The organism is Paenibacillus sp. FSL F4-0122, from assembly GCF_038002845.1.
Lineage (GTDB): Bacteria > Bacillota > Bacilli > Paenibacillales > Paenibacillaceae > Paenibacillus_AQ > Paenibacillus_AQ odorifer.
This window is the reverse complement of record NZ_JBBODI010000001.1, coordinates 765,745-790,415: the sequence shown is the minus strand read 5'-3', so window position 1 is coordinate 790,415 and position 24,671 is coordinate 765,745. Positions and strand designations below refer to the sequence as shown.

Here is a 24,671-nt window from a genome sequence, read left to right as displayed (position 1 = left end):
CGGCAATCTGGTACTCAAAAAGGGAGGCGGAGTGTATGGGAGCTATACGGGAAGAGGAAGGAAGGCTACCTGAAGTAATTCAACCCCGCAGCCTGCACGAAGCTTGGGAGAGAAAGACGGCGTTTGGAGACAGTGCCCGATATGTTGCAGGGGGAACACTGCTGAGAACAGGGTGGGAAAATGGAACGACTCATATGCCCAAACAGCTGATTGATCTTCGGCAAATTACAAATCTCGGCGACATTACCTTAACGGAATTTCACTTATCTCTGGGCGCTCTTGTTCCACTCTCCCAGTGCCGCAGTAATGAGCATTTGCAGGCCGTAGCTCCTGCGCTGCAAGAGGCTGCACGTTGCATAGCGGCTCCGTCGGTGCGTAATCTTGCCACGCTCGGGGGCAATATCGCTTCTGGCTTCGGAGATATTCTACCTGCGTTACTGGTCTATGACGCGGAGTTAATCTCCTTTGACGGCAAATTTATGACGGCACTACCTTTGATAGAGTGGCTAAACAATCACTGGAGCGGGATAAAATCTGCGGCGGATCTTGTGGCTGAGATTCGCATCTCACCTACTCGCTTAGAGAGTCCGTTAACGGATAGGCTAGAAATTTTTCGTAAGGTTGGCCGCAGGGAAGCGTTCACCCCTTCACTTGTAACGGTAGCAATCTCAGCATCAATCGATGAGGAACACCGTTTCCGTGAGGTGCGTATCGCCGCAGGTGGGGGCTCTGGTCGGCCACAGCGACTAAGTAGGGCTGAAGTTATGCTTGAAGGTGTGAGGTATACAGATGAGCTGTTGGCTTCTTTATATGAAGGGGTTGAGAACAGCTTTGAGACGTATAGTGATCCCTTTGCAACAGAACTTTACAAGAAAAAGACTGCTGGGAATTTGGTTGTATCTGAGCTGTGGAAGGCTATGAATATACGGAGTTTAGAGGTGAATAACCCGACGAAAGGAGAGAGGGAAAATGCTGCTGAATAAGGAATCCAGCGGTAGCCGCTGGCGTACACGACCTGATGGAGAGGGCAAGGTATCCGGTAAGCTGCAGTATTTGACCGACATGAGGGCAGAAGGAATGTTGATCGGCCGCGTGCTCCGCAGTGAGCAGGCACATGCTCGTATTTTGTCCATACGCATTGAGAAGGCCATTGAAGTCCCTGGTATACACGCTGTAATCACTCATGAGGATGTGCCCGGACTTAACGGCTTTGGCATAGCTTTGCCGCATCAACCGGTATTTTGCAGTGATCGTGTGCGTTACACTGGCGATGCGATTGCGGCAGTCGCGGCTGAGACGGACGAAATTGCGGAATACGCCTTATCTCTTATCGAAGTGGATTATGAGCTTCTACCCTTGCTGGAGAATCCGGAAGAGGCGATGAAAAAGGACGCAATTTTGCTGCATGCCGAGGGAAACGTGCTTCATCATACGGAATATCGGAAAGGGGAGCCGGAAACGGTATTTACGGATTGCTGTCATGTGGTAGAGGAGACTTACTATACACCACGCCAAATGCACACCTATATGGAGACTGAAGGTGGACTGTTTATCCCAGAGGATAACGGACGGCTTACCGTATATTCAGCTACACAACATGGGTTGATGGATCGCCTGCAGCTATCCAGAATTCTGGCTATTCCTCAAGAAGATATTCGCGTCATCTCGAGTCCTATCGGCGGGTCCTTTGGAGGAAAAGACGAGCTGAATGTACAGCCGTATGGAGCGCTGCTCGCCTTGCGGACACTCCGTCCGGTAAGACTGCATAATTCGAGAGCTGAATCGGTACGTGCAGGACTAAAACGCCATCCCATGAAAATCACCATGAAGACTGGCTGCGACCCCGAAGGAATCATCAGGGCACATCAGGTCAGAATTATTTCGGATACGGGAGCTTACGCAACACTGGGGGCGGAGGTGCTCAACTTTGCGACAGAACATGTGATGGGCCCCTATATCATCGATCATGTGGATGTGAAGGGTTTTGCTGTATATACCAATAACGGTGTATCTGGTGAATTTCGCGGGTTTGGCGGCAATCAGGCGATTTTCGCTTTGGAGGGACAAATCGATCGGTTGGCTGAGCGATTGCAGATCGATCCGTGGGAAATGCGCCGCCGCAATTTGCGTAAATATGGAGATCTGGGGCCACTGGGTCAGGAAATTGCTCAGACCGATGGTGCCTTTCAGGTGTGGGAAGCGCTGGCGGGTTCGCCTCTTATGACTGAGGCCGCATCTACAGACAGTGATTCAGGTGTTGTGGAACCTTGGATCGTAACTGGAACGGGTGCTGCTATAGCTATGCATGGTGCAGGACTTGGTTATGGTATTCCCGATCCGGCGGGTGGCAGGCTCTCTTTGACGCTAGAGGGCAAGATTGAGGCGGTGTTTGGTTACGAGGAGTTTGGTCAGGGGTTAATCGCAACAATGGAACAAATGCTGATTGAACAGTTTGGCTTGGCGGCAGAGGATCTAAGCATCGTCATTGGCGATACGGATGTTGTGCCTGATAGCGGATCTAGTACGGCTTCCCGATCAACCAGCATGATGTGGATGGCCTTGAAACGGCTGCGTCCAGACTTCACCGCTCGAGTGCTGCAGGCAGCTGCGATGATAAAGCCAGAGCTGGATAACTATGAAATGAAGCTCGGCCCTGGCGGCATTTGGCTAAAAGACGGCGGTCTGCTTCTGACTTACAAGGACTTGGCACAGCGTATTTCAGAACCCATTGTCTGTAATACAAAGTTTACTTATCCAACCACACCCTTTAAAAGAGTGGGGGCACATTTCCTATACACCTATTCTGCAATCGCAGTCCGCGTGGAAGTTAATCTACTTACTGGACGTGTCCGTGTACTGGACCAATATCATGCGGTAGCGGCGGGACCGGTGGCTAATCCGCAAGGTTATCTCGGGCAGATCGAAGGTGGCAGCAGTATGGCGGTAGGCTTCACCTTGTCAGAGGATGCTGTGATGTCAGGCGGCAGCTATGTCACCAAAAATTTAGACACCTATTTGGTGCCGACCATTGCCGACATGAATGGCAGCATTCAGGTGCAGCCGATAGAGGATTTGCCGGATCATGACACGTACGGTCCTCGCGGCATTGGAGAGGTGGGTTCCGTCAATTTAGCTCCGGCAGTCGTGTCAGCCATATTTCAGGCTGTAGGGAAGCATGTAACCAAGCTGCCCATTGATCCCGAATGGCTGCAGTCTACACCGTTTATTCCACAAAAGGTGGTGAACATCCATGCCGAGTCATAATTCAGATCACAATCTAGATGAAGAGAACCCAATCCCAGCTTCGTCTGAGGAAGCCTTCACAGAAGAGAGGTTCACCTTTAATTGCAATCTTAATGGGAAAGCGATATCCATGGAGATTCCACCCTCCCGCCGGCTTTTAAATGTCATACGTGAAGATTTGGAGCTGACCGGCACAAAACGTTCTTGTGAGATTGGCCGCTGCGGGGCATGTATGGTGCTGGTGGATGGACGTCCAGTGAATTCATGTCTGGTCATGGCCTATCAATGCTCAGGTGCGGAAATTACAACGATTGAGGGTCTTAGTGAAGTAGGCCTGCACCCCGTTCAACGGGCTTTTTTAGAAGAGGGGGGGTTCCAATGCGGTTATTGTACACCAGGGATGGTTATCTCGGTGGTTGCTCTGCTGGAAGAGAACCCGCATCCTACTCAGGGTGAAGTGGAAGAAGCTTTATCGGGTAACATTTGTCGCTGTACAGGGTACGGAGGCATTTTACGGGCTGTTAACAAAGCTATTGGAGGTTGAGTGGATGGTCGTTTCTGAAGGCAGGTTTACGTTGGAAGAGATAAATGCCATGAGTATAACGGATTTTGTGAAGCATCTAGGCGGCATTTTTGAACATTCACCGTGGGTAGCAGAGGAGGCGTATAAGCAGATTCCGTTCCATTCTTTAGAGCATTTGCATAGCACAATGATGCAGACCGTACTGAGTGCTGACCGGAGCCGAATGGAGGAACTATTAAAAGCTCACCCAGATTTGGCGACTAGGCTTCAAGTTACGGCTTTATCTGCCTCAGAGCAGCAGGGAGCTGGACTGGATCGGCTAACAACGAAAGAGTTCAATCTATTAAATGATCTGAATCGAAAGTATACGGACAAATTTCATTTCCCTTTTATTCTAGCTGTTCGTGGCAAAAACAAAGATGACATTATCAGCGCCATTGGAGTGCGAGTAGAGCGTTCCCCTCAGGAGGAATGGGTTCAAGCCTTTTCTGAAGTCGGTACAATTACGAGATTTCGCCTAAGTGATTTAATTATTTAATCATTCATTCATTCATTCATTCATCATAAACGGGGAGGGTGTCAGCCATGCTGGAACCAATTAACGGACGTACAATGTTTTATGGAAAAAGTGATGTGCTAACTTATCGTACCTATGCTAAACCGCTGGCCGTTACCCCCGTTCCCGAATCTTCCTTCACGGGCTGCGACAACATTATATTCGCACATAATATTACATTCGCAGTCATGGGCGAAGCGTTTCTTCCTTCTTTTTCAGAGGGGAATAATTCCATGGTCGTTGCTACCGATTCTATGAAAAATTTCATCCTGCGCAATACCGCGGACTACACAGGAAGCACAACGGAGGGGTTATTGCAGCTTCTAAGCAGCCGTTTTCTCGATAAATACGATCATGTCACCGCAGTTTCAGTTTCCGCAGACCGGTTACCTTTTGAACAGGTGATGGTGCCCGGGGTTGACGGGCTTAAACAGAGTCATTTAGTACTGCGTCACTCCAATAATGAATCTTATTCGGCTTCGTTAACTATAAAACGTGGAGAGAATGGGACTGAGGTTATCGCTCATGAATGCCGATTGAAGGATTTACAGCTGATAAAAGTAAGTGGAAGCTCGTTTTATGGATTCGTCCGTGATGAGTATACAACATTGCCGGAGAGCTTTGACCGTCCGCTTTATATTTTTCTGAATATTAACTGGACCTACAGTGATGTTGAACATGCTCTGGATGGAGATTTAGGCCAATATGTGGCTGCGGAGCAGGTTCGCGATATCGCCCATAGCGCTTTTCATGAGCTGAACAGTCCATCAATCCAATCGTTGATTTATCAAATTGGGCTGCGCGTATTGTCCCGTTTTCCACAGCTGGCTACCGTTTCATTTGAGTCCAATAACCGGACTTGGGAAACCATTGTTGAGCCTGAAGAAACTAAAGGTGGAGTCTTCACCGAACCTCGTCCACCCTATGGTTTTCAGGGCTTTTCTGTCAGCCGTGCAGATCTGGCCGGAGAGACAGCGTAATGAGCGGGCGTCTTACCACCCATGTGCTGGATCTGTCGCGGGGGATTCCTGCTACAGGTCTGACGCTTCAGCTCTGGAAGCTTACGGATGGGATGAGCAAGCTACTGTGTGAAGAAGTCACGAACAGTGACGGGAGGCTGGATGCTCCGCTGCTGGAGGGAAACGAAATGGAGGCTGGATGTTACGAGCTGCTGTTTATGGTTGGCGATTACTACCGTAGAGCTGATGCCAAAGCGTCAGCAGCTGGCATAGGAGTAACAGAAAGCTCAGTAGATACTCAACGTGAGATGTCTTTTTTTCTAGAACAGATACCTATTCGCTTTCATATAGAGAGCTCCATGCAACACTACCATGTACCTTTGCTAGTAGCTCCTGGTGGATATAGTACGTATCGGGGAAGTTAAGAGAAAGTTGACGACCGGAGGAGGTGGCAGCTCATGAAGGAATCCTATGAACTTGTGATTAAGAACGGGAATGTAGTGCTGCCCGATCAGGTACTCAAGCTGGATATTGCAGTATCAGAGGGTAAGATTGTCGCACTTGGAGAGGAACTTTCGCTTGCGCGGCTAACCAAAGTCATCGACGCAGATGGGTTTTATGTGCTCCCCGGTATGATTGATATGCATGTCCACTTTAATGAACCAACGTTTGGACGTTGGGAAGGCTTTCGCAGCGGTTCTGCGGCGCTGGCAGCTGGCGGCTGCACAACCTATGCAGATATGCCGCTTAACGGCAATCCACCGACTGTGAACGAGGCTGCACTTCGTCAAAAGGTAGATGCTGCGGCTGGAAACTCTGCCGTTGATTATGTGCTGTGGGGTGGGCTCGTTCCCGGCAATCTGGATGATTTAGAAGTTTTGGCAGCCTCTGGTGTCACTGGGTTTAAAGCCTTTCTCTCCAATCCTGGAGGGGAGGGCGAAGGCAGATTCCGTGAAGTGGATGAGGATACACTCTATCAAGGGATGCAGCGAATCGCTTCTCTGGGCGGGATTTTGGCGCTTCATGCAGAAAGTGAGGCTATCACGGCGGTGTTGACCGCAGATGCAGTGCGAAATGGCAGAACCAGCGCAAGTGATTTTGCGGCTTGCCGCCCTGCTGAAGCAGAGCTGGAGGCAGTGTCCAGGGCGCTGCTGTACAGTGAACGTACGGGCTGCCGGTTGCATTTTGTTCATATTAGCACGGCTGCTGCCATTGAGAAAATCTATGAAGCTAAGCTTCGAGGTCTGGACGTTTCGGCCGAAACCTGTCCACATTATCTGGTCCTCACTGAAAATGATATGGAGGCGTTAGGACCTGTGGCGAAGTGTGCGCCTCCGCTGCGAAGTGCGGTGGAGCAGGAGAAGTTATGGGAGATGCTAGCCCACGGCAAAATCGATCTGATCGCTTCGGATCATTCCCCCTGTCCAACGGAATTGAAGGTGAAGCCGGACTTGTCTTTTTTTGCAGCTTGGGGTGGGATCTCGGGTGCGCAGAGCAGTCTGGAGCTTATGTTCCATGAAGGCGTGAATGTGCGGGGATTGCCTGTGACGTTAATTTCTCGTCTGCTCGCAGGGCAACCCGCAAAACGGTTTGGAATAGAGCATCGCAAAGGCGCTATAGCTCTAGGTCTAGATGCCGATCTAGTTCTGCTTAATCCAAGCACAACCTATACGCTGACTGCGGAGGATTTATTGTATCGCCACAAGCACAGCCCCTACATCGGAAGAACTTTATCCTGCAAGGTAGTTGCTACGATCTGCCGCGGGAATGTGGTCTATACCTCTGAAGAAGGAGTGATCAGTGAGGGAGGTGGACAGTGGCTGCGAATTAGGAAGGAGCAGTACAGTCTATGAATGATTCCAGAGTTCAAGCATCGACTCAGAAACTGCTGGACCTGCTGGAGGAGCTGGCGGCATTCAGCACAGCTGGGCCAGGAGTTACTAGACTGCTATATACGGAGGAATGGAGCCGGGCTCAGATTTTTTTGCAGGAAAAAATGTCTGGGCTCGGCTTAGAAGTTTCGGTAGACAAGGTTGGCAATGTATATGGACGATTGAGTGGACGCGATCCGCAGCAAAAGGTTATTTTAACCGGATCGCATATCGATACTGTAGTCAATGGCGGAAAATATGATGGTGCCTATGGGATCGCTGCGGCTATGATTGCGCTTCAAGATTTGCAGAGGAACTTTGGCCAGCCGCAGCGGACGCTTGAGGTCGTATCTTTTTGTGAAGAAGAGGGGAGCCGATTTCCGCTTGCTTATTGGGGCTCGGGCCATGTCACGGAAAGGTATGACGGAAGCGAGGCCGAGACCTGTATGGATGCAGAGGGCGTGACGTTAAAAGCAGCAATGGCACAATCCAGCTTCTTACAGGACATAACGGAGGAGAAAGCTTCTAAGCGGACTGGAGTCAGAAATGATATTGGTGCTTTTGTAGAACTGCACATCGAGCAGGGGATTATTCTGGAGAAGACGGACACTCAGATAGGCGTAGTTCAGGGGATTGTTGGACAGAGACGATATGTGGTCAAGGTTAGTGGTATTGCTAATCATGCGGGCACGACACCGATGTTTATGCGGCAGGATGCACTGGCTAGTGCGGTTGAAATGCTGTACGTGCTTGAAAGTTCTGCTAAAACGGCTGGTGAACCTCTTGTAGCAACCTCGGGTAAGCTTGAGGTGAATCCGAATACGCCAAATGTAATCCCGGGTGAGGTTCTTTTTACATTAGATATCCGCCATAGTGAAGAGGACGAATTGGAAGGTTTCTGTGAGAAGCTTCTTGCGGAATGTAATGAAATTGCCGTTAAACGTGGGGTAACTCTGGAGGCTACATCCGTGCTCCACACAGTCCCTGCGCCTATGGATATGAAGCTATCTGCAATGCTGGAAAATATCTGCCGCCAACAGGGGAAGACGTACCGCACGATGGTAAGTGGAGCGGGACATGATGCCCAGCTATTGGCGCCGCGTTGCCCTACTGCGATGATATTTGTGCCAAGCCGAGCTGGCATCAGCCATTCTCCGGAAGAGTATACCTCCCCTGAGCAGCTCGCGGCCGGGCTTGAGGTTCTGACTGCGATGTTATATGAGTTAGCTTATTAAAAAGAGTTCGCCGAACTTTTAAGGGAGGATCATCATGAAGCGTTACGAAGATTTGTCGCCGTCCCAACGCTGTATTATGACTCCGGGTCCGGTCGAGGTAGATCCGCGTGTACTGCGGGCGATGTCTTTTCCGGTGCTGGGTCAGTTTGATCCAGAGTTCACCTCTATTATGAATGAAACGATGGAAATGCTGCGGGAGCTGTTCGCTACTCGTAATTCATGGGCTTACCCTATCGATGGTACTTCTCGTTCTGGAATTGAAGCCGTGATGATTAGTTTGATCCTGCCGGGTGAGCGTGTGCTGATTCCGATCTTTGGCCGCTTCGGACATCTATTGCATGAGATTGCTGAAAGATGTGGCGCTGAGGTGTTCGTGCTGGAAAAGCCATGGGGGAGTGTGTTTGAGCCGGATGAAGTGATAGCAGCTATGGAGACTTTTAAGCCACATGTGGTGGCAATGGTTCATGGGGAGACCTCTACAGGACGTGTGCAGCCACTCGCGGAAATCGGTAGAGCTTGCCGCCGGATGGATGCTTTATTCATAGTTGATGCAGTTGCAACCATTGGGGGCCTTCCTGTCGAGACAGATGCTTGGATGTTGGATGCCGTCGTTGGCGGTACACAGAAATGTCTGTCCGTCCCTTCCGGAATGGCACCGATAACGTATAATGATCGTGCTGAAGCTAAGCTCATGACCCGAAAACGAGTAGAACGAGGGATTAGAACAAGTGATGTCCAGCCAGGTGACTTATCTTTTGTCCGCAGCAATTATTTCGATCTCGGCATGCTTCAGGATTACTGGAGTCCACAACGTCTCAATCATCATACAGAGATGACCTCAATGCTTTATGCACTGCGGGAGGGCTTGCGGCTTACCCTTGAAGAAGGGCTGGATGCCAGATTCGCCAGACATATCCTCCATGAAAAAGCACTTGTAGCTGGATTAACAGCTATGGGTTTAGAACTATACGGGGATCCTTCCTGCAAGCTTACTGTTGTTACCTGTGTGCTGATCCCTGAGGGGATAGATGGGGAAGCTGTCCGTTCGCTGCTGCTGGGGCGGTTCGGAATTGAAATTGCCAGTTCTTTTGGACCGTTAAAGGGAAGGATCTGGCGCATCGGTACGATGGGTTTTAGCTGTCGTGAGAATAACGTGTTGCGGCTGCTTGGAGCGCTGGAAGCCGCATTACAGCGTCATGGATTTAAGGGGCCTTGCGGGTTTGGGGTTCAGGCAGCACTTGACGTATATGAGGCAAAAGTAAGATAATCGTTGGAATAGAGCGGATGGCGGGAGAGTAAAAACAGGGGCATGTCCGGATGGTTTGGACAATCTTTGGGAATAAGTAAACGGCTATCATCTACAGGGATGATTGAGCCGTTTTTTCTTACAAATACAGACCTGCGCAACTATATTATCCTAGGCTTAATAGTTAGGCAATCCTCTATGATTACGGATCTATTCACTACATCAAGACAACACTTGGATACTAACGGGGGAGAGATGAAGATGACAACTTTTACAAGAAAGCCTTTAGCAGATTGTGTACCTGAGCTTGTGGCTACGGCAAGAGGCGATAAACCGGCAACACTGGTAATTACAGGTGGAAAGCTGGTCAACGTATGCTCTGGTGAAATTCTAGAAGGAATGTCTGTTGGTGTTCAAGGTGGACGAATTGCTTATGTTGGTAAAGATGTGACACATATGATTGGCGAAGGAACGCAAGTTATTGATGCGAACGGCAAATATATAGCTCCGGGATTGCTCGATGGCCACTGCCATATTGAGAGCACCCAGCTAACCGTTACTGAATTTTCCCGCGCTGTTCTGCCGCTTGGCACAACAGGTGGTTTCTTTGATGCGCATGAGATTGCTAATGTATTCGGGCTGAAGGGTATTCAATTGATGCTGGATGAGATGCGGGGTACGCCGTTAGCTGCTTACATGCAGGTGGCTTCTTGTGTGCCTGCGGCAGGTGCGGAATTCGAGACAACGGGTGCCTCAATGGGTCCTGAAGAAGTTGCCGAAGCTTTTACTTGGGGCAAAGATGTGATTGCTCTGGGCGAAGTGATGAATTTCCCTGGCGTTGTTTACGGCGATGAGAAAATGCTTGGAGAGATTCAAGCTACGCTGCGGGCTGGCAGATTTGTTGACGGTCATTTCACATGGCCTTCCAGCGACTGGAGACTGCCAGTGTATGCTGCGGCAGGGGTAACTGGTGATCATGAGTGTGTTACAGCAGACGATGTGATTGAGCGCGTTCGACTGGGGATGTATGCCAAAATGCGCCGGGGCTCGGCTTGGCATGATGTTGCCAAGACCATCACCGCTCATACAGAGCGTGGACTTGATCCGCGCCGCATGATGCTGGTAACTGACGACCGCAGCTCGGAATCGTTACGCGATGAAGGTCATATGGATTTCGTTGTTCGCCATGCGATTGCTCAAGGCTTGAAACCAGTAACAGCCTTCCAAATGGCAACTATTAATACAGCAGAGCGTTTTGGGTTGTCTCAGGATATCGGATCTATTACTCCAGGTTCTTTTGCGGATATTATTCTGCTGGACGGGAATTTGGCCGATGTTCGTGTGGTACTTACGATTGCCGCGGGTGTAGTAGTTGCCGAAAATGGTGTGATGACGGCAGAGCTTGCTAAATTCACTTATCCAGAGGAAGTTTTGGCTTCGGTTCATTTGCCACAGCGTCCTACCGCCGAAGATTTCATTATCGCGGCTCCAATTGAAACAGGTGAACTTACTGCAAGAGTTATTAAAGTAAGAGAAAATCATGTAGAGACCATTGAACGTATAGTTTCGGTACCTGTAGTGGCAGGGCAGTTGGATGTAAATGCTGTGGAGGGTCTGTGTAAAATCGCTGTGCTCGAACGGCATAAAGGAACAGGAAATAAATCAGTGGCTGTTGTGGAAGGTATCGGTTTTAAAGAGCCGGCTGCTATCGCAATGACTGTTGCTCATGATAGTCATAATGTACTCGTCATCGGCAATGATAATGAGTTAATGGCCAAAGCTGCGAATGCGGTGGCGGACGCTCAAGGTGGGGTTGCCGTAATTACTTCTAGTGGAGAAACGTTATTCCCGTTGGCCATTGCAGGCCTAATGTCTACAGAGCCATTTGAAATTGCTGCTGAGAAATCAGCTGCGATCAGCAAAGCGTTGTATGATGCCGGCTGTACTTTGAATTACGCGTTTATGACTTTATCGCTGCTTGCTCTGGCGGTTATCCCAACGTTACGTATCACCGATAAAGGACTCGTGCGGATTTCACCTGAGGGAATACAGTTAGTGCCACTGTTTGTTTAAGTAAATTAACTGAAGCATAATCCTAATGCGAAAAACTGTTCTGAGGTCGTAATGACCATTCAGAACAGTTTTTTTTGTTTAAATATAAGAAAGTAAAAGCTTCACATGATGCGTAATCTTTATACATCTTATTGTAATGAACAATAATATTAAACAGATTTTTAGAGAATGAAACATTTTTCTGAGCGAAATCCTAAAAAAATATAAATAAAGCATAGTCAGGTGACGATAATAATGTTAAATTAGATAAAATTAAAGTGAATTAATGGAGTTAATTTTACAATAATGGCATATAAAGAATTATAGATAATGGCAGGTTTCGAATAACCCAACTAAGAGGGACGAGGTGCATGGAGAGATGATCAGACTAGAAACGCAAGATATTTTGAATATTAGCATGAAGCAAATTGCTACTATTTTTAAGATGAAGCCGCTTGAACTGAGATTTGTCACCGATTTTCAGGGTGAGAAATATCTCTTAACTAATGATAAGTTACACCTCAACAACCAGCAATATTGGGCAAAGGTTATGGAATGTGTCTTTGATGATCATGTTAGACCTGTGTTAATGTGTGAGGTATTATATTTCCTTCGTAATGAATTTCTGGAAAGTGACATTAAGTTATGTTTTTCTTATGATTACGCAGAGGATGGGAATGGCGCAGCTACAGCTATGGCTGAAGTATCCTTTAATGACTCAGCAGATTTACAGCCGAGTGAGATTGCCGAGCTGATTGATTTTGCGTTGACCTTACAGGACAAGCAGTGGTTCCATGAACTGACTACGAAATATAAGCAGCTTACAGCATAAGTATCCTTTCGATTCTTCATGCTTAACAATTGATATAGCTAACCGTCTTGTCTACAACAGAGATGATCTGTGGACAAGACGGTTTTTTGTTTTACCACCCTTGGGTATTTTTTTCTACATGTTCAGCCAAAAAATCAAGCCAATCCTCATGGTTATTCAAACAGGGAATTGCCATAAATTCCTCTGCTTGTCCTCCACCAGCCTCGAATTGTTCTCGTCCTTCTATGGCTAGCTCATGCAGCGTTTCCAGACAATCGGTCACAAGACCCGGTGAAAAAATCAGAGGTCTACGTATTCCTCGTCCGGCAAGCTCTCCCAGAACATCCGCTGTAGACGGTCCTACCCATTCTTCTCGCCCGAAACGTGATTGAAAACTAAGCTGCCAGCGTTCGGGCTCCCAATTCATAGCTGAAGCAAGAAGACGCGCGGTTTCCATACATTGCTGCGGATAAGGATCACCGGTATCCGCATACCGTTTGGGAATCCCATGGAAGGTCAGTACAAAATAATCAGGTTCTATGCTCAGATTCTCCATTTGACGCAGCAGGTGTGACTTCAAGGCTGAAATATAACCGGGCTCATTATAGTAGGCATCAATAAATCTTAGAGCCGGAATTAGACGTTTAGTTACAGGTCCAGTGGAGCTTTGGCGACCTAAGGCTGCAAAGCTGGCTTGATCGAATACGGATGCGGTAGTCGTGGACGAATATTGCGGAAACAGCGGCACAATGATAATTCGGGTAACTCCGGCCGTGTCGAATTTCGCCATCGCTTGCTCCATGCTGGGTTCGCTATAAGCCAATCCAAGCTCTACCTGATACCTTGGACCCAGCAGTTCTTGCAATCCAGATTGCTGAGCTGAAGAATGAAGGAGCAGTGGTGATCCTTCGGTTGTCCATATTTGACTGTACAGCTCAGCGGACCGGCGTGGACGTGAACGCAGAATCACGCCTCGCAGCAAAGGCTGCCACAGCAGAGGAGAATAATCTATGATTCGGCGATCTGATAAAAAACGTTTCAGATAAGGCCGTACAGCTTTTGCAGTTGGTGCAGTAGGGGTGCCGATTTGGGCGAGTATAACTCCAATAGGTGGCTGTTTGCTCAAAGCACAGAACTCCTTTCCCATATAAGAGATCGTTCTAAAATAGCATAGCTAACCTTGAATGCACAGTTATTGAGATCACTTTGCGTGTATAAATTAATTTTAATCGCAAATAGTGATGTTTCTTATAGGGTGTGTGATTTTCGATACAGAAGAACCGCAGAAAGGTCTGGTAGTATCAAACCAGAAATTGATGGAAAACGGGTGTAAGTGTTTTTATAATAACTTATGTGAATTATTTCACCTTTTATGCAGCTTTGTGTTAAAAGGAAGAAATGAAATAGATTCAAGATATTTTTTTTATTGAAAATCGAGCGTGCAAAAGCATGAGAGGGGGGATGAGTTCTTATGAAGAGAGAAGTTATGCTTCATAAGAAGAGAAGGGGCGCATCGTACGAAAAAGGTTTGGTTAACAAAAAGCTACATATCACTGGGGTTTGGTAAAGGAGAATTTTCATTGAAAAAACTAATTTCTTTAACGGTTAGCGCGGCTATATTGTTAGCGCCGTTTGCTTACACACTTAATGTGCCTGCTGTAAACTTGAAGGTGGATGCAGTATCGGCAGCCTCCGAAGAAGCGGATGCACCGGCAGCAAAACCAACAGCAAAACCAACGGCAAAACCAGCAGCAACACCAAAAGCAACGGCAAAACCAGTAGCAACACCAAAGCCAACAGCAAAACCAACAGCAACGCCAAAGCCAACGGCAAAACCAACAGCAACGCCAAAGGCAACAGCCAAACCAGCAGCAACCCCAAAAGCTACAGCAGCACCAGTAGCAACCCCAAAAGCAACCGCTGCACCAGCAGCGACAGTAGTACCAGCAGAAACTGTTAAGCCTGTGGCTACAGCAAAGCCTGTTACAGTTAATGAAAACGTATACCAAGATGGAGTTTACGTAGCTTATGGCGATGCATACTCCAAAGGCACGGAAGGTGCCAAGATCGAAATTAAAGATGGCAAAATTACTAGCATTGAGCTTTTGAGAACCAGTCCTAAGCTGATTGATAGAGATGCCCGTAACAATTATAGTGCTTTATGGCAAGCTTATGGATTGATGAAGGATAGATTGCTTGGCAAAACAAGAGATGGAGCAGCGGCAGTTGATGCTGTTTCGGGAGCTACCCGCTCCAGTAATGGCTGGAAATTGTCTGTAGATAGAGCGTTTGAAAGAGCTCTAACAGTGAAAGATACAAATGCCGTTTACTTTGATGGAGTTCATATGGGCGTAGATCCTACAGGTAAATATTCTGTATTTGCGACCTACGAATCCAACAAGCTCACAGATGTTAAAGTGTATCCTATGAACAGCGCTGGTGATTTCATTGAGGAGAAAGCTTACACAGCTGAGCAAGCGGCAGCGGTTGCAGCTATAGCTCCAGCCTTGCTGGCCAAAGGAACAGAGGCACAACCTGCTGGAGGTCTTGAAGCCGACTTTAAAGCAGCGATTAACGCTTTCTGGGATGCTGAGCAGAATGCAATAATCAACAATACATCTGCTTATGTAGACGGATTCTATTCCTCTTATGGTACGGCAAGAAGTGTTGGCGTTGAAAGAGCTGACATCGTGATTCGCAACGGTAAGTTGGTTGATGTGAAGCTGTTTAGACTTGGCAACAACCTGATTGACAGAGGGGCAACAGCTTATGCGGAAGTAGTAAAAGCAAATGCTCCTATGACAGCTAAGCTGCTAGCGAATGGTTCATATATCGCTAACTATGATGAAAAGGTTGACGGAATTTCCGGAGCTACGGAAAGTAGTCACAGCTGGAACCAAGCTGTAGAAAGAGCATTTGAGAAGGCGCTGAAGGTTCCTGCTGAAGGTCAATATTTTGACGGCAAATTTGCCGGAGTAGATAACCAATCTAAAGTGCTGCTGCTAGTTGATGTTGATGCAGATGCGGTAACAGGCATTAAAGTAAGTCTGTTTGGAGCTGACGGCAAGCTGATTGCTGACGATAAACTGAGTGCAGAACAAAAAGGATGGGTAGCTACACTCACATCCGGGCTGTTAGAAAAAGGTGTGCAAATGGCCGATATTACAGGCCAAGAAGCATTGTCGGCAGCAGCTAAAGCAGCACTGACAGATGCTTTGACCAATGCATCCAAAGTCCAAGGAACCTATAAAGACGGAACCTTTACTGCATTTGGTGATGCTTATGATAAAGGAACGAACAGAGCGGACGTTACCCTGCGTAACGGCAAAATCGTAAATGTAGCATTGTATCGTGTAGGAATGAACCTTGTAGATAGAGGGAACGCTGCTTACCCTGAGGTGGTAAAAGCAATTCCTCAGTTGACGGCTAGCTTCCTCGCAGCAGGTACTAGAGAAGGCGTGCAGGAAGTAGATGCTGTGTCCGGTGCAACTAGCAGCAGCGTGGCTTTAAAGACTGCGGTGGATAGAGCATACGGAAAAGCTGAGGTTGTAGAAGCTAATAAAGCGGCTTATTTCGATGGAATCTTCATTGGTGTAAGTGCCGATAAGCTTGTAAATGTTATGGTGAATGTAGAGTACGGTGTTCCTGTCAAAATGCTTGTTTATTATTTGGATAAAAACGGAAGTGTAAGAACAATCAATCAGTTAACGGACGCGGAGCTGGCAGTGAAAGGTGAAATCGAGTCGACATCGACCGGATATAGCCTGCACAAATATGGTTACCGTCCAGCAGTCTTCGGAAAAAATGATGCAGAGAAAGAAATATCCGCTAAAGCGGTAGAAGCTATTAAATCAGCACTTGAATCGGCTGGTAAATAATTATCGTTTTATAATAAAAGGAGGATATTCCAGTGCCAGAATATGGCCGGGGAGTAGCCTCCTTTTTCAAATATTCTTGGCTTGTACATAAATATGAAAATAGATCGTATAGTGATTTAAAGGGATTTTGGAGGTGAGTGTCTAAAGTTTAATATAGAGAGCAGGCCGAAAGCCTGTTATTAATAGGAGGCTCCAACATGACACAAATTAAACAGCTCGCTCCACAAGATGAATTTGTTGGCTTTTATCTTTTAAGAGAGCTGGCAATTAAACAAACGAACGGCACTCCTCCAAAAGATTATTTTGACATCGTCCTGGGGGATTCCACTGGACAATTATCCGCGAAATATTGGGATGCCAGCACAACTGATAAAGAAACTTTTTTTCCTATGGCGCTTGTGAAGGTACGCGGGATTGCTCATACTTATCGTGAGAAATTACAAATAAAAATTACTAAAATCAGGTTGGTTAACGATGAGGATGGCGTTGCACTTACGGATTTCATCCGTTCTGCCCCAATTCGTCCAGTAGACCTTATTCATACGATTAAAGGGGTTATGGCAAGTATTTCGGATCCGGAAATTGCTTCAATTGTCTCTTTTTGTGTGGGTAAAGTGGAAGAGAAATTGATGCATTATCCGGCAGCCAAAACACATCATCATGCTTATTTTGCCGGACTTGCTTATCATATGGTGCGTATGCTGGAAATTGGTGATTTTCTGTGCAAGCAGCGTCCGTTCTTGAATCCAGATCTAATGAAGGCCGGGATCATTCTGCATGATATCGCGAAGCCGGAGGAGATGGTCTCCCAGCTTGGGATTGTCTCGGAATATAGCGTTCAGGGCAAATTAATTGGCCATATCTCGATGGCGTCTAATTGGATCACGGAAGCGGCTATCCGTTTAGATATTGATTTGAATTCGGAAAAGGTTATGGCGTTACAGCATCTCGTATTGTCACATCATAATCTGGGCGAATGGGGGAGTCCTGTTCAGCCACAGACAGCTGAGGCAGTCGCTCTGCATCATATCGATGCGATGGATGCGAAGCTGCAAATGGTGGAGGATGCTTTGGATACCACACCGGAGACCGAGGAATGGACACCGTTCATCAGAGGTCTAGAGAATAAGGCTGTGTATCGTTTGAAGATTTAAGAGATACCCTGTAAAACCAAACCCCCAATCAGCAGAAAAGAGCTGGTTGGGGGTTTTTGATGTTCTTTGGTTATTTGGACAAAGTGGCGCTGCTGCTATAAATGGAGGGTTTATGTTTATTGCCTTGTTTCTTAGCAGGCTTTTTCGCGCGAGTAGAAAATGGGGTATACCCGCCGGCAAACATCGTTCCGCTAGTATATCCTTGACTGGCAGAGAGCAATAGAGGATCATAGTGCTCCTCTTGCTCCATAAGTTTTACTAGAATTGCAGCGGCTGCGCGTGCGTCATCCAAGGCATCATGGTGCTTTAGCGTAATGCCGAAAAAATCGGAGACTACATTAAGTTTATGGGAGGGCAGGTCGGGCAGCATTTTTTTGCCTAATAAATAGGTACATAAGTATTGGAAGCTTGGGTAGCTTAGGGACATTCCATCGAGACAATAACGCAGGACGCTCATATCAAAAGCAGCATTATGCGCCACGACGATTTGTCCGTGTAGTAAAGGTTCAACGGTGGGCCATAGCTCTTGAAAAGTAGGTTGGCCGATTACCATTGATGGTGTGATGCCGTGTATCGAAATGTTCATGCCATCAAACCGCTGCTGCGGGTCAATTAGCCAAGAATGCTCTGCGGTTATATTTCCAGCTTTAACTTCCACAAGTCCCAAGGCACATGCGCTGGATCGACTGGAGTTCGCGGTCTCAAAGTCAATTGCTATAAAGTCCATTCGTAAAGCTCCTTATCTATCATATATACGTTTCATATTAAAGTAGTAAAATGATAAATACAATCTAGTGAATCACAATGAGCTGTTCAGTAAAAATAAGGAGATGATAGAGTGCGGCTTATAAAGGGGCAAAAGGTGGATATTACGAAAGGGAGAAACGTGAACAAGCTTTTGCTGAAATTTGGATGGATGACTGCTGATATTAGGATTGGCATAGACTCTGCTGCTTTTTTACTGTCAGAACAGAACCGTTGCGAACGCGATGAGAACTTTATCTTTTATGGCAATCCGTTGTCTATAGACGAAGCTGTAACTCATTCTGTCTTACAACTAGGGGATAAAGAAGCTATCGCCATTACGCTTTCTCGACTTCCTAAGGATATTACTAGAATAGCTTTAACTTTAACGATCTATGAAGGAGAAAAATTAGGACACTCTATGAAGCAAGTAACCTCTCCTTATCTACGCTTAGTGGATGCTGCTAGCGGTGAGGAATTATTCGTTTTCGAGTATGGCTCTGACCTGTCGACGGAGACAGCTATTGTGGTTGGAGAGCTATATCGCTATGGTTCAGAGTGGAAATTCAGTGCAATTGGTAGTGGCTTTGAGGGAGGATTGGCTGCGTTATGTACAAACTATGGGCTCGTTATTGAAGAAGACGAAGGGAACCCTGAGGTAGCGGCCACAGCTGAGTTAACCCTGCCTTTAGAGACGATCCGCTATGAAGAGAAGAATGTACTGTCCTCTATTGATTTACGTAAAAAAATTGTTCAGATCACCTTAGAAAAAAAGAATCTGACAGGAGTCATTGCAAGGGTAGGCGTTGTCCTGGATATTACAGGATCTATGAGAAATCTCTATAATAATGGAACCGTTCAAGAAGTAGTTGAGCGTATATTAGCCGTTGCCTGTAAATTTGATGATAACCAATCGTTAGATGTGTGGGTGTACGATACGGAGTTTAGCCGGCTGCCACCTGTGACAGAGCAGGATTTAGGAAGATATGTGTTTACACATATTTTAAATAATCGTACCATTCATAAGTTTGGCCGCAATAATGAACCGCCAGTAATGGAGGATATCATTAAAAAATATACGGAGGAAGAACCCGATTCTACACCGGTATTTATCATATTTATTAACGATGGTGGTGTAGTGAAATCCACTAAAAATGTGATTATGGCTGCTTCGGTCCAACCAATTTTTTGGCAGTTTGTCGGAATTGGTAACTCGGATTTTGAAGTATTGAAGCAACTTGATACGATGAAGGGACGTTTGGTGGATAACGCCAATTTTATTCATCTGGACCAAATTGAAAAGGTGACTGATGAAGATCTGTATGATCAGCTACTGAATGAATTCCCCATGTGGCTAAGGGCAGCGAAAGAAAAAAGAATCCTGCGAGCATAAAAATACATTATTCAGAATGAATAAGCCTATGCGCTACAATAAGCCATAACCACCTATCTTAGGGATGTTATGGCTTTTTCCAGTTTCGCTATCTTGCTATTCTATTCAACAATCCGTACACTGCCAAATAGGTATTGTATATTAGGATTAGGGTCATCACTATCAGATACGGGAGGAAACACTTTGAGCAGCGTAATTACTAAGTTTTTTGATTATGGGCAAGAAGACATAGATTATCTCCGAAGTGTGGATCCAGTACTTGGCACAGCTATGGCACGGATGGGCAGAGTGGAACGTGTAATTATACCGGATCTTTTTACTGCGCTTATCTATGCTATAGTAGGACAGCTTATTTCAGTAAAAGCGGTTCGGACCATTTGGAACAGAATGTTGGCTCAGTTCGGAGACATCACTCCGCAGCAGTTAGCGTTACATACGGCGGATGAGATTCAAAGCTGTGGGATGACGATGAAAAAGGCACTATGTATCCATGAGATTTCCAATTTGGTCGCTCAGGGTGATTTTAAGCTGGAGGAATTGCCTGGGTTATCAGATCAAGAGGTTATACAAAAACTTATGACGTTAAAGGGCATTGGCAAGTGGACGGCAGAAATGATGTTAATCCATTCTATGGAACGACGGGATGTGGTCAGTTGGGGAGATATTGCGATTCGTCGGGGGATGATGAAGCTGTATGGACTTGATAAGCTTACCAAAGATCAATTTGAACAATACCGGCTAAACTATTCTCCTTTGGGTTCTGTGGCTTCTATATATTTATGGGAAATTTCATTTGAATAATGGACGGGTAAGGAGTACTACTATGGAAAAAACAATAAGAGAACAGCTATTGAATTTGATAGAGGTGGACTACCAGAAGTTTTCTGCGGCCTTAATTCCGACGATAGATAATGTTATAGGCGTCAGGCTACCGGAACTGCGCAAGCTTGCCAAAATCATTGCAAAGGGTGATTGGAGAGCCTATTTGGAGCATGCCGAGACAGATTATTTTGAAGAAGTGATGCTGCAAGGTATGGTGCTTGGCTACGTGAAGACAGATCTTGAAGAAATCCTACGTTATATCGCAGACTTTATTCCCAGAATTGATAACTGGTCCGTATGCGATAGCTTTTGCACAGGCCTGAAGTTTACCGTAAAGAATAAAGAACGGGTGTGGGAGTTTATAATGCCTTACCTATTGTCAGATCAAGAATATGAAATCCGTTTTGCTGTGGTAATGATGCTTAATTTCTTTATTGAAGAGGCGTATATCAGCCGGATTTTACAATTGCTCGATAAGGTCAGTCATGAAGGCTATTATGTAAAAATGGCGGTTTCTTGGGCGCTTTCGATTTGTTATGTGAAATTGCCAGAGCCTACGATGAGTTATTTGAGAAACAACAGCTTAGATGATTTCACTTACAACAAAGCTTTGCAGAAAATCACTGAGTCTTATCGTGTGGATCCAGAAACGAAAAAATGGATTCGCGGGATGAAAAGAAGTAAAAAACAAGCCCCTTATTCAGCTCAATAGCTGAGTAGTAAGAGGCTTGTTGTCCTATTTATTTTTTCTCAGTGTTTACTTCAGTGTTGGTTTTACGGTTGCGGATTCGCTCGATTTCGATGTCAACGGCGCTACGCAGGTTAGGATCGATGGAAGGACTTATTCCTGTGCCTGTATTGAATTTATTTTTGGAGTTTTCCGCCAATGCTTCCCACTCGAAAATCTTTTCTTCCATTCGTTCGAAACCTTGTGAAGCTGATCCTACATTTAGACCTTTCGTAGAAGAACGTGGAGCAGAGTTGAGTGTTTCTGTCGCTTGTTGAGCGCGAGCGATAAGTTCAGTTCTTTTCGCTTTGAGATGTTCACGCTCTTCTTTTGCTCTAGCGATATTGATCTCAAGCTCTGCAAGGGATTGCTTAGTTTGTACTTGGCTATTTATGGACTCTTCCAACTGTTCTACGTACCGTAACTTGGCTATGAGTGCCAGACGAGCTCTTTCTTCATTTCCTTGTTCAACTGCTTGAACGGCTTCGGCTTCACTTTGCTCTACTAACTGAGTATATTCTTGCTTACGGCGTTCCAACACACTTGCTGTAACTTGCAGATCACGCTCATTGCGTTCCGCCTTAGCGATATCATTTTCAAGATCACGTAAATACTGACCTGTCAGCAACACCGGGTTTTCTAATTTGTTTAAACCTTCGTGTAGGGCTGCTTTAGTAATTGTGGAAATTCTTTTTAATAGACTCATGTTCTATCTCTCCTTTTTTATGGTTGGATTAGGGTTAGTTTGTATTAAACGACGATTTATTAATAGAAATCATGTCCATCTGAAAAGCTGTTAAAAGGTTCCTTAGGAACGATGATACTAGCGATGACGTAGAAGATAAGTACTGTTCCGAAGCTGAACAATGCTGCGGCAACAGCAACGAGACGGATTACTGTAGCATCAATACCAGACCAACGAGCAAGACCTCCGCACAAACCACTTATCTTCTGATCACTTTGGGAACGATATAATTTTTTCATTTATTGTTTTCTTCCTCTCGTATGGGTGTGATTGTTATTGAATCCTGCAACCCGTTTGCTTATGTACTCATTCTAATGTCTTTTTGCATGCGAAAAAACGGCCTGGAGGCGGTTTTGTATACCAGACCTGAGTCGAGGTTCGTTCCCGCAGGAAGGCGGGGAAAGGGTTAGTAAATCGGTTATAGGCTACAAACCATGGACGAAGTTAGGTACAATAAAGAAAGGAATACTTCTGGCGGTGTCGAAATATGCTTATATATGACTACTACGGAATTGGGGGCTGAATATGAGTTTTTTTAACAAAGTAAAAGCAGGGGTAAGCGAGGCTGGGAATAAAGCAAAAACAGTGGTGGAGATTAACCGGTTGAAGCTGCAAAATAACGGTAAGCAAAATGATATTGACCAGCAGTATCAGGTTATGGGCAAACTGTTATTTGAAGCCGTAACTCAAGGTGCAGGGCCACTGCCAAGTGAGCAAATCGAGACTAATATCAATCGTATTCTCGAATTGAAGGCTGAGATTGAGACGAACCTTCAGCAAATTGCTGAGTTGTCCGATGTAAAGCATTGCAAAGCATGCGGTGGGAATGTGGCGATCGAGGCACGCTTTTGTCCGGCCTGCGGATCCACTTTTGAAGTGGCAAAAGAACCTGTCATTGATGTAACTCCATCGTCGATGTCTTTGGATAAGAAGGAATAGATTTACTTCATACAAGAAACTTATGAATAAAGAGGCTGTCTCAAAAGTAGTGAATACTACTTATGAGGCAGCTTCTTTTTAGTAAAAAGGCTATAAGCGGATTCTTGCTGTAGCCAATAGACTCTGGGCTACGCACACAAAGTATTCTATGCCATTAGGTTGGGCGGCGGAATATTCATTTTGTGTGATACCTGTTGGGGACGATATCTATTGGACGGTGCGATAAGCAGTATGCGGGGGCCGTTTGTGTTGTCTGCGTTTATGAATGTGCGAAGCCGGCCTAAAACTAATTAGGGAAAAACTCCCTGGAAATAACCAATATTCGCTCTAAATGAACGAATTTAGGGAATATCTCCCTAATAATAAGGGGAATTTCTTTAATTGCTAACGAATCAGCTGAAATTTAGGGAGGTTTTCCCTGATTATTAGTCTAATGAACGAAAATCCCAGAATTTCAGGGAGAAATTCCCCAATTATTTTAGCGGAGCTTAATTAGATCTTTAAGCGGGATTCGTATCTACAATCTTAATTTCACTTGTCTATAATCTAGTGTCGTTTAAACCTTAGAAGCACGGCGTTTCTTAAATTGATACACAATTAGCAACATAAGCGGCAGAACAAATGCACAGGTGAAATCCCAATCTACCCAGTAGGCGGGGATCTCCTTTACGTAGAAAATGATGTCTTTGGCAATCAGTTGTGACATACCGAATAACAAAAATCCAGTAGGTATGATCAGAGGACGGTGGCTTTTGAGTTTAAATAATTGGGCTGTACCTAAGGTTAAAGCATAGTAATAAACTGCTGTTTTGAAGTACGTGCTGATAATCCATGCTGTAGCCATAAGCGCTTCAATACGTTGCAGAGAATTAGCAATATTAATTTTTTGAGCAAGAATATAAGCGGCATAAAATTGATGTTCAGAAGCGTAAACACCTAGAACGGTAAGGGAAAACAATAAGATGAGGTTAAGGCCCAGAGCTCCGATGATCAAGGCTATGAAAATATCGCGGCTTGTTTTGCTATTTTTCTGAGCATAAGGATATATCATTAGAAACACGCACAATTCGCCAAAAGGATAAAAAACACCATACATCAAAGTATGAAGCATGTCCGGTACTGGTGTGTTTAAGATGGGGTATAAACGTTCCATTTTGACATCGGGGGTCAGCAGGAGCAGCAGACCGATCAAAAAAACTGCAAATAAAGGGAAAAAAAGCTGAGCTGCCCGGCCCAATGTTTCTAGGCCAAGTCGTACCCCATATACCAGCAGGAAAATGGCCATGAAACGAATAACCCCACCGGGTGTTTTCTCGTAAATCTGTGTACACATGAAATCTTCAATTTCTCTTATGTAGGTGGAGGCAGCAATCAGGAAGAACCCTAAATAGAATAAGGCCACAGCAGTTCCGACCCATTTCCCTAAAATTTGTAGGCTAAGCTCGATAATATTCTTGTTGGGTTCAAGGTCTGCTAAGCAGAGTAACAGTTTTATGGTCACTAGACCCAAGGGAATACTAATCAAAGCAGCAATCCATGCATCTTGTTTCGCTCCTGATATCATTAACGCCGGATACACAAGCGCCATATCCCCAATAAATGTGAATAGCCCGAGTATAATCATTTGATTGGTACTAATTCGATCTTTCTCCAAACTCATATACCCCCTCAAATTTATTGGACTAGTTTTAGTATGGTTGTAGTTACCAGAATTATGCCATCCCGATTTTTTAATCCGAAGGAATAATTATCATAATTAACATCAAACTATAC

General features: G+C 45.7%; 22 protein-coding genes and 1 pseudogene. 18 read left to right on the top strand and 5 right to left on the bottom strand.

The window, feature by feature from the left end:
* The first annotated feature begins 35 nt into the window (after positions 1 to 35).
* The 11 genes from MHH49_RS03225 to MHH49_RS03175 all read left to right on the top strand — a co-directional run bounded on the left by MHH49_RS03225 (position 36) and on the right by MHH49_RS03175 (position 12,517).
* On the top strand, positions 36 to 983 hold the full coding sequence (locus MHH49_RS03225; protein ID WP_038569248.1) for an FAD binding domain-containing protein: 948 nt from the start codon (positions 36 to 38) through the stop codon (positions 981 to 983).
* Complete coding sequence (gene pucD, locus MHH49_RS03220) at positions 970 to 3,264, top strand: xanthine dehydrogenase subunit D (RefSeq protein ID WP_038569249.1); 2,295 nt, start codon at positions 970 to 972, stop codon at positions 3,262 to 3,264. The genes MHH49_RS03225 and pucD overlap by 14 nt, the downstream gene beginning before the upstream one ends.
* Positions 3,251 to 3,787: a (2Fe-2S)-binding protein gene (locus tag MHH49_RS03215; protein WP_080742422.1), complete on the top strand. Its 537-nt coding sequence runs from the start codon at positions 3,251 to 3,253 to the stop codon at positions 3,785 to 3,787. The genes pucD and MHH49_RS03215 overlap by 14 nt, the downstream gene beginning before the upstream one ends.
* A 4-nt stretch (positions 3,788 to 3,791) precedes the next feature.
* Positions 3,792 to 4,304 (top strand): 2-oxo-4-hydroxy-4-carboxy-5-ureidoimidazoline decarboxylase, encoded by a 513-nt coding sequence (gene uraD / locus MHH49_RS03210; protein ID WP_038569250.1) that lies wholly within the window; start codon positions 3,792 to 3,794, stop codon positions 4,302 to 4,304.
* A gap of 47 nt (positions 4,305 to 4,351) precedes the next feature.
* Positions 4,352 to 5,302, top strand: coding sequence for a factor-independent urate hydroxylase (gene pucL, locus MHH49_RS03205; protein WP_341137883.1), 951 nt, complete (start codon positions 4,352 to 4,354; stop codon positions 5,300 to 5,302).
* Positions 5,302 to 5,706 (top strand): hydroxyisourate hydrolase, encoded by a 405-nt coding sequence (gene uraH, locus MHH49_RS03200; RefSeq protein ID WP_341137882.1) that lies wholly within the window; start codon positions 5,302 to 5,304, stop codon positions 5,704 to 5,706. The genes pucL and uraH overlap by 1 nt, the downstream gene beginning before the upstream one ends.
* Before the next feature lie 33 nt (positions 5,707 to 5,739).
* Positions 5,740 to 7,134, top strand: a complete 1,395-nt coding sequence (locus tag MHH49_RS03195; RefSeq protein WP_341137881.1) for an allantoinase — start codon at positions 5,740 to 5,742, stop codon at positions 7,132 to 7,134.
* Positions 7,131 to 8,387, top strand: coding sequence for a Zn-dependent hydrolase (locus tag MHH49_RS03190; RefSeq protein ID WP_341137880.1), 1,257 nt, complete (start codon positions 7,131 to 7,133; stop codon positions 8,385 to 8,387). The genes MHH49_RS03195 and MHH49_RS03190 overlap by 4 nt, the downstream gene beginning before the upstream one ends.
* Before the next feature lie 34 nt (positions 8,388 to 8,421).
* Positions 8,422 to 9,654 (top strand): pyridoxal-phosphate-dependent aminotransferase family protein, encoded by a 1,233-nt coding sequence (locus tag MHH49_RS03185; RefSeq protein WP_341137879.1) that lies wholly within the window; start codon positions 8,422 to 8,424, stop codon positions 9,652 to 9,654.
* A gap of 240 nt (positions 9,655 to 9,894) precedes the next feature.
* On the top strand, positions 9,895 to 11,706 hold the full coding sequence (locus MHH49_RS03180; protein ID WP_445667551.1) for an adenine deaminase: 1,812 nt from the start codon (positions 9,895 to 9,897) through the stop codon (positions 11,704 to 11,706).
* A gap of 358 nt (positions 11,707 to 12,064) precedes the next feature.
* The gene (locus MHH49_RS03175) at positions 12,065 to 12,517 is read left to right on the top strand and encodes an IDEAL domain-containing protein (protein ID WP_036680123.1); all 453 of its coding nucleotides are present in this window, start codon (positions 12,065 to 12,067) and stop codon (positions 12,515 to 12,517) included.
* A 91-nt stretch (positions 12,518 to 12,608) separates the two neighbouring features.
* Here the strand turns inward: MHH49_RS03175 and hemH are convergent, their stop codons facing one another.
* Positions 12,609 to 13,622 carry a ferrochelatase gene (gene hemH / locus MHH49_RS03170; protein WP_341137878.1) on the bottom strand — a complete coding sequence of 338 codons (1,014 nt, stop codon included), beginning with the start codon at positions 13,620 to 13,622 and terminating at the stop codon, positions 12,609 to 12,611.
* Between the two features lie 454 nt (positions 13,623 to 14,076).
* Between hemH and MHH49_RS03165 the strand changes: the two genes are divergently transcribed.
* Positions 14,077 to 16,374, top strand: a complete 2,298-nt coding sequence (locus tag MHH49_RS03165) for an FMN-binding protein (RefSeq protein ID WP_036680007.1) — start codon at positions 14,077 to 14,079, stop codon at positions 16,372 to 16,374.
* Between the two features lie 197 nt (positions 16,375 to 16,571).
* Entirely contained in the window at positions 16,572 to 17,528 is a 957-nt protein-coding gene (locus MHH49_RS03160) for a 3'-5' exoribonuclease YhaM family protein (protein WP_036680004.1), read from the top strand.
* A 70-nt stretch (positions 17,529 to 17,598) separates the two neighbouring features.
* Here MHH49_RS03160 and MHH49_RS03155 read toward each other — a convergent pair whose 3' ends face one another.
* Positions 17,599 to 18,255 (bottom strand): 3'-5' exonuclease, encoded by a 657-nt coding sequence (locus tag MHH49_RS03155; RefSeq protein WP_341137877.1) that lies wholly within the window; start codon positions 18,253 to 18,255, stop codon positions 17,599 to 17,601.
* 111 nt (positions 18,256 to 18,366) lie between these two features.
* On the opposite strand from MHH49_RS03155, the pseudogene MHH49_RS03150 reads away from it, so the two are divergent.
* From MHH49_RS03150 to MHH49_RS03135, 4 genes and pseudogenes are all read left to right on the top strand, one after another.
* Positions 18,367 to 18,882 (top strand): annotated as a pseudogene (locus tag MHH49_RS03150) (TerD family protein); the annotation flags it as partial.
* A 111-nt stretch (positions 18,883 to 18,993) separates the two neighbouring features.
* Positions 18,994 to 19,665, top strand: a complete 672-nt coding sequence (locus tag MHH49_RS03145) for a vWA domain-containing protein (protein ID WP_036680121.1) — start codon at positions 18,994 to 18,996, stop codon at positions 19,663 to 19,665.
* Positions 19,666 to 19,848: 183 nt separating this feature from the next.
* The gene (locus tag MHH49_RS03140) at positions 19,849 to 20,466 is read left to right on the top strand and encodes a DNA-3-methyladenine glycosylase family protein (protein WP_341137876.1); all 618 of its coding nucleotides are present in this window, start codon (positions 19,849 to 19,851) and stop codon (positions 20,464 to 20,466) included.
* 22 nt (positions 20,467 to 20,488) lie between these two features.
* Positions 20,489 to 21,199 (top strand): DNA alkylation repair protein, encoded by a 711-nt coding sequence (locus tag MHH49_RS03135; RefSeq protein WP_341137875.1) that lies wholly within the window; start codon positions 20,489 to 20,491, stop codon positions 21,197 to 21,199.
* Positions 21,200 to 21,227: 28 nt separating this feature from the next.
* On the opposite strand, the gene MHH49_RS03130 is transcribed toward MHH49_RS03135, so the two are convergent.
* Both MHH49_RS03130 and MHH49_RS03125 read right to left on the bottom strand, forming a co-directional pair.
* The gene (locus MHH49_RS03130) at positions 21,228 to 21,920 is read right to left on the bottom strand and encodes a PspA/IM30 family protein (RefSeq protein WP_076099515.1); all 693 of its coding nucleotides are present in this window, start codon (positions 21,918 to 21,920) and stop codon (positions 21,228 to 21,230) included.
* A gap of 59 nt (positions 21,921 to 21,979) precedes the next feature.
* Positions 21,980 to 22,198, bottom strand: coding sequence for a PspC domain-containing protein (locus MHH49_RS03125; protein ID WP_038569266.1), 219 nt, complete (start codon positions 22,196 to 22,198; stop codon positions 21,980 to 21,982).
* Positions 22,199 to 22,484: 286 nt separating this feature from the next.
* On the opposite strand from MHH49_RS03125, the gene MHH49_RS03120 reads away from it, so the two are divergent.
* Positions 22,485 to 22,898, top strand: a complete 414-nt coding sequence (locus tag MHH49_RS03120; RefSeq protein WP_076273979.1) for a zinc ribbon domain-containing protein — start codon at positions 22,485 to 22,487, stop codon at positions 22,896 to 22,898.
* Positions 22,899 to 23,454: 556 nt separating this feature from the next.
* On the opposite strand, the gene MHH49_RS03115 is transcribed toward MHH49_RS03120, so the two are convergent.
* Positions 23,455 to 24,558, bottom strand: coding sequence for a GerAB/ArcD/ProY family transporter (locus MHH49_RS03115; RefSeq protein WP_038569268.1), 1,104 nt, complete (start codon positions 24,556 to 24,558; stop codon positions 23,455 to 23,457).
* Between the last annotated feature and the right edge of the window lie 113 nt (positions 24,559 to 24,671).

What these genes read in the sequence shown, in the direction of transcription:
- MHH49_RS03120 (WP_076273979.1), top strand. Translation starts at nt 22,485, where the DNA reads ATGAGTTTTTTTAACAAAGTAAAAGCAGGGGTAAGCGAGGCTGGGAAT.
- MHH49_RS03135 (WP_341137875.1), top strand. Translation starts at nt 20,489, where the DNA reads ATGGAAAAAACAATAAGAGAACAGCTATTGAATTTGATAGAGGTGGAC.
- MHH49_RS03195 (WP_341137881.1), top strand. Translation starts at nt 5,740, where the DNA reads ATGAAGGAATCCTATGAACTTGTGATTAAGAACGGGAATGTAGTGCTG.
- MHH49_RS03155 (WP_341137877.1), bottom strand. Translation starts at nt 18,255, where the DNA reads ATGGACTTTATAGCAATTGACTTTGAGACCGCGAACTCCAGTCGATCC.
- uraH (WP_341137882.1), top strand. Translation starts at nt 5,302, where the DNA reads ATGAGCGGGCGTCTTACCACCCATGTGCTGGATCTGTCGCGGGGGATT.
- MHH49_RS03185 (WP_341137879.1), top strand. Translation starts at nt 8,422, where the DNA reads ATGAAGCGTTACGAAGATTTGTCGCCGTCCCAACGCTGTATTATGACT.
- MHH49_RS03175 (WP_036680123.1), top strand. Translation starts at nt 12,065, where the DNA reads ATGATCAGACTAGAAACGCAAGATATTTTGAATATTAGCATGAAGCAA.
- pucL (WP_341137883.1), top strand. Translation starts at nt 4,352, where the DNA reads ATGCTGGAACCAATTAACGGACGTACAATGTTTTATGGAAAAAGTGAT.
- MHH49_RS03125 (WP_038569266.1), bottom strand. Translation starts at nt 22,198, where the DNA reads ATGAAAAAATTATATCGTTCCCAAAGTGATCAGAAGATAAGTGGTTTG.
- MHH49_RS03130 (WP_076099515.1), bottom strand. Translation starts at nt 21,920, where the DNA reads ATGAGTCTATTAAAAAGAATTTCCACAATTACTAAAGCAGCCCTACAC.
- MHH49_RS03180 (WP_445667551.1), top strand. Translation starts at nt 9,895, where the DNA reads ATGACAACTTTTACAAGAAAGCCTTTAGCAGATTGTGTACCTGAGCTT.
- MHH49_RS03190 (WP_341137880.1), top strand. Translation starts at nt 7,131, where the DNA reads ATGAATGATTCCAGAGTTCAAGCATCGACTCAGAAACTGCTGGACCTG.
- uraD (WP_038569250.1), top strand. Translation starts at nt 3,792, where the DNA reads ATGGTCGTTTCTGAAGGCAGGTTTACGTTGGAAGAGATAAATGCCATG.
- MHH49_RS03115 (WP_038569268.1), bottom strand. Translation starts at nt 24,558, where the DNA reads ATGAGTTTGGAGAAAGATCGAATTAGTACCAATCAAATGATTATACTC.
- pucD (WP_038569249.1), top strand. Translation starts at nt 970, where the DNA reads ATGCTGCTGAATAAGGAATCCAGCGGTAGCCGCTGGCGTACACGACCT.
- MHH49_RS03215 (WP_080742422.1), top strand. Translation starts at nt 3,251, where the DNA reads ATGCCGAGTCATAATTCAGATCACAATCTAGATGAAGAGAACCCAATC.
- MHH49_RS03160 (WP_036680004.1), top strand. Translation starts at nt 16,572, where the DNA reads ATGACACAAATTAAACAGCTCGCTCCACAAGATGAATTTGTTGGCTTT.
- MHH49_RS03225 (WP_038569248.1), top strand. Translation starts at nt 36, where the DNA reads ATGGGAGCTATACGGGAAGAGGAAGGAAGGCTACCTGAAGTAATTCAA.